Origin of the sequence: Saccharothrix sp. BKS2 (assembly GCF_047689505.1) — a bacterium.
Lineage (GTDB): Bacteria > Actinomycetota > Actinomycetes > Mycobacteriales > Pseudonocardiaceae > Actinosynnema > Actinosynnema lopnurensis.
On the sequence record NZ_JAUQOL010000015.1, the window covers coordinates 99,858 to 113,382 of the forward strand.

The 13,525-nt window shown below is 72.6% G+C and carries 10 protein-coding genes; 3 read left to right on the top strand and 7 right to left on the bottom strand.

Annotation, left to right across the window (positions count from 1 at the left end; genetic code table 11):
- Window positions 1-18: 18 nt before the first annotated feature.
- The 6 genes from Q5530_RS29510 to Q5530_RS29535 form a co-directional block, all read right to left on the bottom strand.
- On the bottom strand, window positions 19-2,850 hold the full coding sequence (locus tag Q5530_RS29510) for an AbfB domain-containing protein (RefSeq protein WP_415366081.1): 2,832 nt from the start codon (window positions 2,848-2,850) through the stop codon (window positions 19-21).
- A 77-nt stretch (window positions 2,851-2,927) separates the two neighbouring features.
- A complete protein-coding gene (locus Q5530_RS29515; protein WP_415366082.1) occupies window positions 2,928-4,856 on the bottom strand; it encodes a family 43 glycosylhydrolase in 1,929 nt (642 codons plus the stop codon).
- An 87-nt stretch (window positions 4,857-4,943) separates the two neighbouring features.
- On the bottom strand, window positions 4,944-5,918 hold the full coding sequence (locus Q5530_RS29520) for an ABC transporter permease (protein ID WP_415366083.1): 975 nt from the start codon (window positions 5,916-5,918) through the stop codon (window positions 4,944-4,946).
- Window positions 5,915-6,874, bottom strand: coding sequence for an ABC transporter permease (locus tag Q5530_RS29525; RefSeq protein ID WP_415366084.1), 960 nt, complete (start codon window positions 6,872-6,874; stop codon window positions 5,915-5,917). Before Q5530_RS29525 ends, Q5530_RS29520 begins: the two co-directional genes overlap by 4 nt.
- Complete coding sequence (locus Q5530_RS29530) at window positions 6,871-8,385, bottom strand: sugar ABC transporter ATP-binding protein (RefSeq protein ID WP_415366085.1); 1,515 nt, start codon at window positions 8,383-8,385, stop codon at window positions 6,871-6,873. The genes Q5530_RS29525 and Q5530_RS29530 overlap by 4 nt, the downstream gene beginning before the upstream one ends.
- Window positions 8,385-9,443, bottom strand: a complete 1,059-nt coding sequence (locus Q5530_RS29535) for an ABC transporter substrate-binding protein (protein WP_415366086.1) — start codon at window positions 9,441-9,443, stop codon at window positions 8,385-8,387. The genes Q5530_RS29530 and Q5530_RS29535 overlap by 1 nt, the downstream gene beginning before the upstream one ends.
- Window positions 9,444-9,580: 137 nt before the next feature.
- On the opposite strand from Q5530_RS29535, the gene Q5530_RS29540 reads away from it, so the two are divergent.
- Window positions 9,581-10,585, top strand: a complete 1,005-nt coding sequence (locus tag Q5530_RS29540) for a LacI family DNA-binding transcriptional regulator (protein ID WP_415366087.1) — start codon at window positions 9,581-9,583, stop codon at window positions 10,583-10,585.
- A 70-nt stretch (window positions 10,586-10,655) separates the two neighbouring features.
- On the opposite strand, the gene Q5530_RS29545 is transcribed toward Q5530_RS29540, so the two are convergent.
- Window positions 10,656-11,786 carry an NADH:flavin oxidoreductase gene (locus Q5530_RS29545; protein ID WP_415366088.1) on the bottom strand — a complete coding sequence of 377 codons (1,131 nt, stop codon included), beginning with the start codon at window positions 11,784-11,786 and terminating at the stop codon, window positions 10,656-10,658.
- Between the two features lie 100 nt (window positions 11,787-11,886).
- On the opposite strand from Q5530_RS29545, the gene Q5530_RS29550 reads away from it, so the two are divergent.
- Both Q5530_RS29550 and Q5530_RS29555 read left to right on the top strand, forming a co-directional pair.
- Complete coding sequence (locus Q5530_RS29550; protein WP_415366089.1) at window positions 11,887-12,486, top strand: TetR/AcrR family transcriptional regulator; 600 nt, start codon at window positions 11,887-11,889, stop codon at window positions 12,484-12,486.
- 220 nt (window positions 12,487-12,706) lie between these two features.
- Window positions 12,707-13,525 carry a hypothetical protein gene (locus Q5530_RS29555; protein WP_415366090.1) on the top strand — a complete coding sequence of 273 codons (819 nt, stop codon included), beginning with the start codon at window positions 12,707-12,709 and terminating at the stop codon, window positions 13,523-13,525.

Consider the following 13,525-nt stretch of genomic DNA (forward strand, 5'->3'; position numbering starts at 1 on the left):
CCACGGCACGGGGAGCGGTTACGGCGCCCAGGGGGCCGCGAGGGTCCAGCTGCTGTCGGCGGTCAGGGTCTGCGGGCGGTTGGCCCCGGTGTCGCCACCAGAGGCGATGTGCACCTGCGAATCGTGGTGGCGCAGGTAGGAGCCGGGGACGTTGATCGACTCGAAGGTCACGCCGGTGCCGCTCAGCCCGGGGCGGGCGCAGAACGTGGCGTCGTCGCGGAACAGCGCCGTGCCGTCGTTCGGGGAGTTGCGCACGCGGCCGGCCGCGTGCCGGAGGAACTGACCGGGGAAGTTCACCGACTCGAACGAGTAGCACGACGAGTCGGCCAGGCCGCGCCGGACGGTGTAGGTGGCGTCGGCCTTGAGCAGCGCGCTGCTGCCGCTGGTCACGACCTCGGTGTAGGCCAGGCTGTCGGCGTGCCGCAGGTACCGGTCGGTGTAGCCCCAGGTGGTGACCCGCAGCGACTGGCGCACGTCCGTGGCCAACCGCACCGAGCTGCGCCACAGCGCCGGGTCGGCGGTGTTCCAGGTGGCGTCGGCGGCGAAGCCGGTCGCGGTGTCCCAGGCGTTGGGGCCGCCGCTGCGCGCCAGGTACACGCCCTCGGCGTAGTGCCGGAGGTAGGTGCCCGGGAAGTTCAGCGACTCGAAGGACGTGCCGCCCGCCGCGAGGCCCGGCCGGGAGCACCAGGTGGCGTCCGCGCGGAACGAGCCCCCGGTGTCGCCGTCCAGGCGCACCCGGCTGTCGGCGTGCCGCAGGTAGCGGCCGGGGAGGGAGACCGACTCGAACGAGTGGCAGCGCGGGTCGGCCAGGCCCGGCACGGTCCGGTAGGACGCGTCCTGGCGCGGCCCGTCGGCGCTCGCCGCGCTGATCACGTCGGTGCGGGCGGCGGAGTTCAGGTGCCGCAGGTACCGGTCGGTGTAGCCGGGCGTGGTCACGCGGAACGAGCGGACGTGCCCGAGCGTGAGGGGCACCGGGGCGTTGAGGTTGCGCGAGGCGTTGATCAGGTCGGCGTGCGCGGCGCGCAGCTGGTTGGTGTCGACCTTCTGCACCCGCCGGTCGTAGGTGAACAGGCCGTTGTACTCGCCCTCCACGTCGGCGATCTCGGTGTAGACGTAGGCGGAGACGCCCTTGGTGGTCATCAGCTGCCGCACGTCGCGGACCATGCCGGTGTAGCGGTCGTTGAGCTGGGCGGTGCTGAAGACCTGCTCGTAGGCGAAGAACTGGCCGTTCGGGCTGTGCTCGTGGCCCGGGTTGCGCAGGCCGATGCCGCCGAACTCGCCCAGCACGGAGAACCGCGTCGAGCTCGGGCGCGGCGCGTCCGGCCCGGTGTAGACGTGCCAGTCGATCATGTCACCGGTGCCCGGGTCGCCCTTGGACGCGCAGCAGTTGTAGCCGCTGTGGGCGTTCATCAGCCGGGTGGGGTCGTGGTTCTCCAGGCTCGTGGTGACGCGCTGGGTCTCGGCGAGGTTCCACTCGCCCCAGCCCTCGTTGAACGGCACGTAGGCGATCACCGCCGGGGAGAACCGGTGCTCGTCGACGATCTCGCGGGCCTCGGTCTCGAACTGGGCGATCTGCGCCGGGGTGCGGTTGGCGTCGGAGGTCGGGGTGGACGGGACGTCCTGCCACACCAGCAGGCCGAGCCGGTCGGCGTGGTGGTACCAGCGGGCGGGTTCGACCTTGATGTGCTTGCGGATCATGTTGAAGCCCAGGTCCTTGTGCTTCTGCACGTCGAAGGCCAGGGCCGCGTCGGTCGGCGCGGTGTAGAGGCCGTCGGGCCAGAAGCCCTGGTCCAGGGTGCCGACCTGGAACACGAAGTCACCGTTGAGCGTGGGCCGCATGACGCCGTTGAGCATCTTCTTGCCCACCTCGCGCATCCCGAAGTAGTTCACCACCTGGTCGACGGTGGCTCCGGAGGCGTTGCGCAGCGAGACCCGCAGGTCGTACAGGTGGGGGTCGTCGGGCGACCACCGCCGGGCGTTCGGGACGGGCACGGAGAACTCGGTGAAGCCGCCGGTGGCGCTGCCCACGACGGTCGAGCCGGACAGGGCCTCGGCGAGCACGGTGTGCCCGGTGACGTCGCCGCGGGTGAAGACCCGGACCCGGGCGGTGTTGTTCGCCAGGTTCGGGTAGACGTCGACGGAGAAGACCGACGAGGTCGGCGTGGGTTCCAGCCAGACGGTCTGCCAGATGCCCGACGACGGCGTGTAGAAGATGCCGCTGGGGTTGTTGACCTGCTTGCCGACCGGCTGCTTCTCGCCGCGGCCGTCGGTCGGGTCGTAGACGCGCACCACCAGCTCGTTCGTGCCGCCGTTGAGCTGCGGGGTGATGTCGACCTCGAACCGGTCGTAGCCGCCCCGGTGCGCGGTGACCTGGGTGCCGTTGACCCAGACGGTGGCCTCGTAGTCGACCGCGCCGAAGTGCAGCTGCACGCGCCGGCCGCCCCAGGACTGCGGGACGGTGAAGGTGCGCCGGTAGAACATCAGGTCGCGGTTGTCGTTGCGCATGATGCCCGACAGCGCCGACTCGATCGGGTAAGGCACGAGGACGCGCTCGGGCAGGGTCTGGCCCAGCGGCGGCGCGGCGTTGCGGTTGACGTTGCCCGCGCCGTCGGTGGCCGGGTTGAGGAACTGCCACTCGCCGTTGAGCGACTGCCAGTCCGGTCGGGTCATCTGCGGGCGCGGGTACTCCGGCAGGGGGTTGGTGGTGGACACCTGGCCGGTCCACGGCGTGGACAGCGGCGGTGTCTTCGGCACGATCGCGGCGGACGCGGTCGGGGTGGCGACGGGCACGGCGACGAGGCCGGCGGCCAGTGCCAGCACGGCCGCCGCCGGGGCGACGAGGCTGCGCATGGAACTCCTTCGGGTGCGGAGGGTGGAGGAGCCGGGTTTTCGCGGGGTGGTGCGGTCGTGCGCCGAGGGGGCGGCGGTCAGCCGAACACGCGCAGTTCGTAGATCCGCGTCGCACCGTCGGTCGTGCCGGTCGGCGTGCCGACGTCCAGGCGGACGTGGCGCCCCGACACGCCGGACACCGGGTGGACCGTGGTGGCCGCGCTGTTGCCGGCCACGTCGACCACCCTCGTCCAGGTGGTGCCGTCCTGGGACACGGACAGGCCGAACGCCCTGGTGTTGAAGCCGGCCTGCTCGCCGCCGGCCTGGGCGTGCGCGATCTCGAACCGGGAGATCGACCTGCTCGCGCCGAGGTCGACGCGCAGCCACGCGCCGGGGGTGGAGGAGCAGAACTTGTCGCCGTTGCCGCCGGTCACGGTGCCGTTGACGGCCTTCTCCGGCCCCTCCCCCGGCGCGCACGCCGGGGTGCCGGTGGCCGGGCGGCCCTGCGCGAGGTTCGCGACCGGTCCCACCGCCGGGCCCACCGCGACGTCGTCGAAGGTCGCCGCCGCGTTGAACGCGCGCACGCCGTTCGCGCCGGAGGCGAAGGCCGCGTCGACGACGTCGAGCCGCGGGGTGGTCATGTCGTCGACGTACACCCTGATCGACGCGCCGACCGCGGTGACCCGCAGCCGGTGGGCCGTGCCGACGGCCGTGGTCAGCGGCGCGGAGCCCAGCGGGGTCCAGGAGTTGTCGGCGCGGCCGAGGACGACCCGGCCGGCCGGGCTGATGCCCGCGTAGTAGCCGGCGTAGGCGTCCGCCCCCACCGCCGGCCTGGTCGCGCGGAACACCAGGCCCGCGTCACCGCCGCCGGAGGTGACCGTCACCTGCGTGTCCTGGGTGAAGTCGCCGAAGTTGGTGTCCAGCAACGCCTTGCCCCCGGCGGAGGCGTCCGTCCGCAACCGCCCGCCCGAGGCCGTCCACGTGCCGCCGTGGGTCTTCCAGCCGTGGGTGTTGTCGTCGGCGAAGTTGTCCTGGACCTTCATCGCCACGCGCCGGATGGTGCCGTCGGCGTTGAAGTACATGCGGTCGTAGGCGAGCTGGCGGTGGTTGCCGTCGGTCTCGCCCAGCGGCCGGCGGTGGTAGACGATGTACCAGGTGTCGGTGCCCGGCACGTTGAGCACCGCGTTGTGGCCCGAGCCGCGCGCGACCGCAGGGTCCTGCGCCAGGACCTTGTCCAGCTTGGTGAACGGGCCGGTGGGCGAGTCGGCGATGGCGTAGGACACCGAGTAGTCCGGGCCGGTCCAGCCGCCCTCGGACCACATCAGGTAGTACCGGCCGCCGCGCTTGAACATCTGCGCGCCCTCGACGTAGCCCGAGGGGGTGATCTCCCGGTACGTGCCGCCGTCGGCGAACCTGCCCAGGCTGACCATGTCGGGGTTCAGCTTCACCACGTTCGCGTGGCTGTGCCCGCCGTAGTACATGTACGCCTGGCCGTCGTCGTCGATGAAGACGTCCTGGTCGATCGGTTGCGCCCCGTTGTGGAACGCGTCGACCAGGGGACGCCCGATCGCGTCGCGGTAGGGCCCCTCGGGACGGTCGGCGACGGCCACACCGATGCCGCCGAGCTGCGTGTCGCCCTGGATGTCGTTGGCGGCGAAGTACAGGTAGTACCGGCCGTTGCGGGCGACCGGCGCGGGCGCCCACACCGCCTCCTCGGCCCACGACACGTCCGCCGTGGTCAGCACGTTCGGGTGCTTGGTCCAGTGCACCAGGTCGGTCGAGGAGAACGCGTCGAGGTAGGTCTGCTCGGCGTAGCGCTTCGACGTCGTCGGGTACACCCAGTACCGGTCGCCGTACACCGCCACGTCCGGGTCGGCGTACCAGCCGTCGACGAACGGGTTGCCCGCCACGGCGGTCGGGAGGTCGGGCGCCGCGGCGGCGACCGCCGGTGGTGAGGAGGTCGTGAGCACGCCGCCGACGAGCAGCGCGGCCAGGGCGGTCGAGACGGGTTTCGCGAGAGCGGTCATCGTGGGCGCCTCCGGGTTGCAGGGGGAACGCGGCGGGAGAACACGGCGGGGAGCTCGCGCGGGGGCGGGCAGGATCCGCCCCCGCGGTCATCTCCTGTCCGGATCCTTGGCCAGCGAGCGCTGGAGGACGACCACCACCAGGAGGAACGCGCCGCTGACCACGGACTGGTAGTTGCTGTCGAGCGTGCCGATCTGGTTGATGACGTTCTGGATCACGGTGCGCAGCGCCACGCCGATCACCGTGCCCAGGACCGTGCCCATGCCGCCGGTCAGCAGGGTGCCGCCGATGACCACCGCGGCGATGGCGTCGAGCTCCAGGCCGACCCCGATCACCGTGACACCGGACTGGAGGTAGGCGGCGGTCATCGCGCCCGCGAGGCCGGACAGCAGGCCCGACATCACGTACACCAGGACCTTGGTCCGGGCCACCGGCAGGCCCATGAGCAGCGCGGAGTGCTCCGCGCCGCCGACCGCGAACACCGACTGGCCGAACGCGGTGCGGCGGAGCAGGACCCCGCCCGCCACGCACAGCGCCAGCGCGACGAACACCGGGTAGCCGAAGCCGAGGAGCGTGCCCCGGCCCAGCTCCAGGAACGCCGAGTCGTCCGCGATCCGGTAGGTCGTGGCGCCCTCGGAGGTGATCGCCAGCAGCAGCCCGCGGGCGAACAGCAGCGTGGCGAGCGTGACGATGAACGGCGCCATGCCCGTCCGCGCCACCAGCAGCCCGTTGAGCAGCCCGATCGCCCCGCACACCGCCAGCGGCAACAGCAGGGCGGCGAGGAAGCCCCACTGGGAGCCGTAGGCGGCGAGCACCCCGCCCAGCGCGTAGACCGAGCCCACCGACAGGTCGATGCCGCCGGTGATGATCACGAACGTCATGCCCAGCGCGATCACGGCCAGGAACGCGCTCTGCAACGCGATGTCGCGCAGGTTGTCCGGGCTGCCGAAGCGGGGGAAGCTGAACCACGCGACCGCCACCATCAGCACCAGCGCCACGGCCGCGCCCTGGCGTTGCAGCACGCTCACCCAGGACGCCCGGCGAACACGGGTCTCGACGGTCATCGGCTGCTCCGCTCGCGTGCCGCGTAGACCGCGCCGACGATGATGGCGGCCTGCGCCATCTGCGCGGTCGAGTAGGGCAGGTCGTGCTTGATCAGGGTGGCCGCCACCAGCTGCATCAGCAGCGCCCCCGTCACGGTGCCCAGGACGCGGACGCGCCCGCCGGTCAGCGGGGTGCCGCCGACGACCACCGCGGTGATGGCCGACAGCTCCATGAGCAGGCCGACGTCCGCCGGGTCCGACGCCGACAGGCGCGCGGTGGCCAGCACGCCCGCCACCGCCGCCAGCACCGCGCAGATGGCGTACACGCCCAGCAGCGCGCGCTTGACCGGCAGGCCGGCCAGCGTGCTCGCCACCCGGTTGCCGCCGATCGCCACGATCTGCCTGCCGAACGTGGTCCGCCCCACCAGCAGCGCCACGACCACGGCGAACACCCCGGCCAGCAGGACGCCCACCGGGACGCCGAGCACGTCGCCGGAGCCCAGCCACAGGAAGGTCGGGTCGTGGACCTGCACGAGCTGCCCGTCGGCGATCACGAGCGCCAGGCCGCGCCCGCCGACCAGCAGGGCCAACGTCGCCACGATGGGTTGGATGCCGAGGTAGGCGACCAGGACGCCGTTGAACGCGCCCGCGACGAGTCCCGCGACCAGGGCAATGGCGACGGCGGGCAGCGGGCCGTAGCCGAGGTAGAGCGGGATGACGGCGGCGGACAGCGCCATGACCGCGCCGACGGAGAGGTCCACGCCCTCGGTGCCGATGACCAGGGCCATGCCGAGCGCGACGATGCACACCGGCGCGGCCTGGACCAGCTGGGTGCGGAAGTTGCCGACGGTCAGGAAGTTCGCGGTGAACGCGATGTTGAACAGCAGCAGCGCGGCCACGGCGGCGTACACGCCGTACTCCTGCAACCACCGGGCGGTGCGGCGGCGGTCGAACCGGGCCGGCGCCGGGGCGGTCACGACGCCTCCGCCACGGGCTGCCCGGCGGCGATCGCCGTGAGCACGTTGTCCTGGGTGAGCTGGTCACCGACCAGCTCGTCCACGACCGCGCCGTCCTTGAGCACCAGGAGCCGGTCCGCGCCGTCGAGCAGCTCGTCCAGTTCCGAGGAGATCAGCAGCACCGCCAGCCCGTCCCGGGCCAGTTCGTCGACCAGCGCCTGGACCTCGGCCTTGGCGCCGACGTCGATGCCCCGGGTGGGCTCGTCGAGCAGCAGGACCTTCGGCTGGGTGCACAACCACCGGGCCAGCAGCACCTTCTGCTGGTTGCCGCCGGAGAGCTCCGAGACCTTCTGCTCCGGGCTCGACACCTTGATCCGCAACCGCTCGACGAACGTGGCCACGATCCGGTCCTGCTCGGCGCGGCTGACCACGCCGAAGCGCGACAGCCGGGGCAGCGCGGCGAGCACGATGTTCTCCCGCACCGACAGGTTCGGGATGATCCCCTCCGCCTTGCGGTCCTCCGCGAGCATGCTGATCCCGGCCCGCATCGCGCCCGGCACGCCCGAGCCGACCTCCACCCCGCCCACCAGGACGGTGCCGGAGTCCAGCGGCAGCGCGCCGACGATGGCCCGCGCGGTCTCCGTGCGACCGGAACCGAGCAGTCCGGCCAGACCGACCACCTCGCCGGGCCGGACCGACACCGACACGCCGCGCAAACGCTGCCCGCTGGTCAGGTCCCGGGCCTCCAGGACCGGTTCGGTGGCCGCGCGGTGCTCCTCGCCGAACGCCGTCGCCCCGTGCTCGCGCAGGTCACCGACGGTGCGGCCCAGCATCATCGACACCAGTTCGATCCGGGGCAGGTCCCGCAGCGGACCGGTGTGCACGCGTCGGCCGTCCCGCAGCACCGTCACCCGATCGCAGATCCGGTACAGCTCATCCATCCGGTGGCTGACGTACACGACCGCGACACCCCGTCCGCGCAACCGCTCCACCACCGAGAACAACGTCTCCACCTCACGCGGCTCCAACGACGACGTCGGCTCGTCCATCACCACCACACCCGCCTCCGCCGACACCGCCCGCGCCAACGCCACCACCTGCTGCGCGCCCACCGCGAGCGTCCCCAGCGGACGGCGCACGTCCTCGCGGATGCCGTAGGTCCCGAGGATCTCGGCGGCCTCGGCGTTCATCCGCTTCCGGTCCACCAACCCGAACCGACGCGGCTCCCGACCCAGGAACAGGTTCCCCGCCACGCTCATCAGCGGGACCAGGTTCACCTCCTGGTAGATCGTCGAGATCCCGGCCCGCTGCGCATCGACCGGCCTGGCGAACTCCACGGGCTCGCCCCGGTGCAGCACCGTGCCGGAGGTGGGGCGGTGCACGCCCGTCAACACCTTGATGAGGGTGGACTTGCCGGCGCCGTTCTCGCCGACCAGGGCGTGCACCTCCCCCGGTTCCAGCGCGAACGACACCCGGTCCAGGGCGCGCACGCCCGTGAACTCCTTGGTGACGTCGACGACCTCCAGCACCATCAGTACGCGTTCCCCAGCTTGGCGGCGGCGTTGGACTCGTCGTACTGGTCGTCGGAGATGATCACGTTCTCCGGGATGCCCTTGCCGTCGGCGAAGTCCTGGAGCGCCTGGAACGCCAGCGGACCGAAGCGCGGGTTCGACTCGATCACCGCGTTGTAGGCCCCGTCCGCGAGCAGCCGCACCGCGTTGCGCGTGCCGTCGACCGACACGACCTTGACGTCCCGGCCCGGCGACCTGCCCGCCGCGCGCAGCGCGGTCACCGCGCCGATGCCCATCTCGTCGTTCTCCGCGTACACCGCGGTGATGTCGGGGTTGGACTGGATCAGCTGCTCCATCACCGACTGGCCCTTGGACCGGTCGAACTCGCCGGTCTGCTCGGCCACGACCTCCAGGCCCGCGGGCAGGTTGTCCTTGAACCCCTTGGTGCGGTCGGTGGTGACGTTGTTGCCCGACGCCCCCAGCAGGATCGCCACCTTGCCGGAGCCACCGGTCACCTCGACCATCGCCTCGGCGGCCCGCTTGCCCTGCTCGACGAAATCCGAACCGATGAACGTCAGGTAATCCCCGCACGGCTCGGAACTGACCTTGCGGTCGATGGTGATCACCGGCACCTTCTTCGCCTTCGCCGCCTCCAGCGCCGGTTGCAGGCCGTCGGAGTTCAACGGGGCGACGATCAGCAGTTGCGCGCCCCGGTCCAACAACGACTTGATGTCACCGACCTGCTTGTTCACATCGCTCTGCGCATTCGTCACCAACAGCCTGTCCTCGGGGACGCCGAGTCGGGCCGCCTCGTCCCTGATCGACTGCGTCTCCGCGGTGCGGAAGGGATTGGCATCCTTCTCCGACTGCGAGAAACCGACCACGGCGTCCTTCACGTCGACCTTCGGATAACCGATCGCCTCGCGGGCACAACCGGGGCCGGCGACCTGCGAGGCGGCGGCGGACGCGGCGGGACCGCCGGTGCCGCTCGTGGTGGTCGGGCTCTCGCGGGCGGTGCAGGCGGTCATCAGGAGAGTCACCGCCGCCAGGGCGGCTCCGGCGCGGACGGACTGCGACATGGGGTGCTCCTCATCCGGGTGTGCGTGACTCGCGTCACGAGCAGTTTTTTACATCGTTGGTACAACGTTGTAAAGGACCGGTGGTGCCGATAGCATCCCGCTCGACCCCAGCACCGACGGTCGGGTGGAGGTAGTGGTTGGCCACGCTGAAGGACGTCGCCGCGCTCGCGGGCGTGTCGGTGAAGACGGTGTCCAACGTGGTCAACGGCCACGCGTTCGTCCGGGGCGACAACCGCCGGCGGGTCGAGGAGGCCCTGCTCGCCACCGGGTACCGCCCCAACCTCGGGGCGCGGAACCTGCGTCGCGGGCGCACCGGGTTCCTGGGGCTGGTCCTGCCGGAGCTGGGCATCCCGTACTTCGGCGAGCTGGCCGGGCTGGTGCTCCGGGCGGCCCAGTCCCACGAGTGGAACGTGCTCATCGAGCAGACGCTCGGCACCCGCGAGGGCGAGCGCGCCACCCTGGCCTCGCTGGGCACGCACCTGATCGACGGCGCGATCGTGAGCCCGGAGGCGCTGCTGGAGGGCGACTTCGCCGAGCTGGCCCCCGGCATCCCGGTGGTGGTGCTAGGCGAGCACAGCGTGGACCTGCCCATCGACCGGGTGGGCATCGACAACGTGCGCGCGGCCCGCGAGGCGGTGCGGCACCTGCTGTCGCTCGGGCGCACGCGGATCGCGGCGATCGGCGCGCACCCGCACCGCGGCACGGCCGCGCAGCGCCTGGAGGGCTACCGGTCGGCGCTGGCCGCGGCCGGGTTGCCGCCGCGCGACGACCTGGTGGCGACCGCCCTGAACTACCACCGCCGCGACGGCGCGGCGGCCATGGCGGCGCTGCTGGCGCTGCCCGAACCGCCCGACGCGGTGTTCTGCTTCAACGACCTGCTCGCCGTCGGCGCCCTGCGCACGGTGGCCGAACACGGCCTGCGCGTGCCCGAGGACGTGGCCGTGGTCGGGTTCGACAACAACGAGGAGGGCAGCTACAGCCGCCCCTCGCTGACCACCGTCGCCCCCGACAAGGCCGCCATCGCCGGAGCCGCCGTCGACCTGCTGCTCCGGCGGGTGGAGACCGCCGACCTGCCGCCCGAGCAGGTGCAGACGCCGTTCCGGCTGGAGGTCAGGGAGAGCACCGGGGGCTCCGGAGGCTGACGCGCGGCCTGAAGCCGGCCGGGCCGCCCATCACCTCGCGGCGACAGGCGGCCCGGCCGGAAGCACGGGATCAGAGCAAGGACGTCAGCGCGTCCCGCGTGAACGGCGCGACACCCGCCACATCGCCCTTCTCCACCTTGCGAGCCCACTCGGGATCAGCCAGCAGCGCCCGGCCCACCGCGATCAGGTCGAACTCGTCCGAGGCCAGCCGCTCCAGGAGTTGGTCGATACCGGTGGCCGAGGGGGTCTGCCCGGCGAAGGTGGCCAGGAACTCGCCGTCCAGGCCGACCGAGCCCACGGAGATCGTGGGGCGGCCGGTGATCTTCTTGATCCAGCCCGCGAAGTTCAGGTCCGAGCCCTCGAACTCGGGCTGCCAGTAGCGGCGCGTCGAGCCGTGGAAGATGTCCGTGCCCGCTTCCACCAGGGGCGTCAGGATCGTCTCCAGCTCCTGCGGCGTGTGCGCCAGCTTGGCGTCGTAGGCGCCGGGCTTCCACTGGGACAGGCGCAGGACCACCGGGAAGTCCGGCGACGTCGCGGCGCGCACCGCGGCCACGACCTCCGCCACCAACCGGGTCCGGGCGAGCGCGCTGCCGCCGTAGCCGTCGGTGCGGCGGTTGGTGACCTCCCACAGGAAGTTGTCGAGCAGGTAGCCGTGGGCGCCGTGCAGTTCCACGCCGTCGAAGCCCAGTCGCCTCGCGTTGGCGGCGGCCTCGGCGAAGGCCGTCACGACGGACTCCAGGTCGGTGGTCGTCGGCACCGGGCCGGCTTCGCCGATCGGGGCGCCCTCCAGGTCCAGGCCCGACGGCGTCAGCACGGGCGCCTCCGGCACGGGCGGCGAACCCGGCTTGCGGGACGCGCCGACGTGCCACAGCTGCGGCACGATCCGGCCGCCCTCGGCGTGCACGCGCTCGACGACGCGCGCCCAGCCCGCCAACGCGTCCTCGCCGTGGAAGCGCGGGACGTCGGCGCTCTCGCCGGCGCTGGGGTGCCCGACGTAGGTGCCCTCGGTGACGATCAGGCCCACACCGCCGGCGGCGCGCCGGCCGTAGTAGTCGGCGACGTTCTCGCCCGGTACCCCACCCGGGGAGAACTGCCTGGTCATGGGAGCCATCACGACGCGGTTCGGCAGGTCGAGCGAACCGGCGGTGAAGGGGCGGAACAGCGGCGCGGTGTCGACGGCGGTGCGCGCGGGCGTGGTCATGGCCATCCTCGGTGGTCGAAGCGGAGCGTTTGCTCCTCTTGACGCTAGCACAAGCGGAGCGTGCGCTCCGTTACGTCCGAAAAGCGACTATGCTGGGGCTGTGGCCACCGACCCACCGCCCCGGCGACCCCTCCGCGCCGACGCCGAGCGCAACCGCGCCGCGATCATCGAGGCCGCCGCCGAGGTGCTCGCCGAGCAGGGCAGCGCTGTGGACGTCCGGGAGATCGCCCAGCGCAGCGGCGTCGGCATGGGCACGCTCTACCGGCACTTCCCCACCAAGGAGGACCTCCTCGAAGAGGTCCTCGACCGCGAGTTCACCGCGTGGGCGGGCGCCGCGCGCGAGGCGGCCGACACCACCGACGACCCGAAGGCCGCGCTGGAGGGGTTCTACGAGCACGCCCTCGCCACCCAAGCCCGCCACCGGGCCGTCGTGGAGGCGTACGGCCACAACTGGAGCGGCCCGCCCCTGGACTGCGCGCGCCTGCTGCACCCCGTGCTCGACGACCTGCGCACCCGCGCCCAGGACGCGGGGGTGCTGCGCGCCGACGCGACGACGACCGACCTGGCGCTGCTGCTGGCCACGTTGAGCCACACCGCGCAACTGGTGGCCGACCACGGCGCGTGGGTGTGGCGGCGGCAGCTGCGCATCGCCCTCGACGGCCTCTCGGCAGCGCACGGCACGCCCCTGCCGACGGCGTGAGGGACGCGGCCGGCGACCGCCCGACCGCGCGTCTCGAGGCGTCTTAAACGCGAATTCACCCTGAACTTCTAGGCCGAACGAGTGATCCTGGCCCCTGCGGATAACCGACAGCGACGTCTGCCGATGTAAGAATCCGTGCGGGCATCGCTTCGCGTGTGCGCCGCATGATCACTCGCGAGCGGGTGGTCTTGCGCACCCGTCACCACCGGAGGCGATCAGGATGTCACTGACCAGCGACGAGCGAACGCCGCACGGGCCGGTTCTGCCGGGGGCCGAGGGCCACCTCGCCGTCACCGCGCCCGCCCGCGTCGTCCTGGGCATGTCGTGCGAGCTCGACGACCTCGACGCCGCGCTGTGGGCCTCGGCCTACGCGAAGCGCCTCGGTCACGGCCTCGCCGTTCTGCGAGCCGACGACGCGGCGCACGAGCCGGCGGACCTGCTGCCGGCGGGCTCGCGGGAGCACGTCCGCGCGTCCACCGCACGCGCCCTGGTGGCCGAGTCCCGCACCGCGGACGTGGTCGTCGTGAGCTCGCGGACCGCGGCGGACAGGGCGCTCGCGCTCGTCGTGGCCGCCTCGGCGTGGTGCCCGGTGGTCGTCGTCCCACCCGGCGCGGGGCTGCGCGACGACCTGCCCGTCCTGGCCGGCGCCAACGGCGACGCCCTGTCCGAGGCCACCCTCCTGGCCGGGTTCGCGCTGGCCAGGGCCCTGAACACCGGGGTGCGCGCGGTCTGCTGCACGCGCGAGGCACTCGACGCCGGACCGCTGCCCACGCCGACCGCGCGCGCCGCCGCGGACCTGGTCGACCGGTGCGCCCGGCGGTACCCCGACGTGCCGGTGGACACCAGGGTGGCCAGGTCCCAGCCGGTCACCGGGCTCACCCGCCACGCCGGGTCGGCCTCGCTGCTCGTCGTCGGCTGCACCCCGACCACCGAGGCGTCCACCAGCCGCCGCCTGCTCGACCGGTGCGCCGGCCCGGTCGCCCTGGTCGGCCCCCGGGTCGCGGTCCGGGCAACGACACCCGCCGAGGTGGGCCGGTAG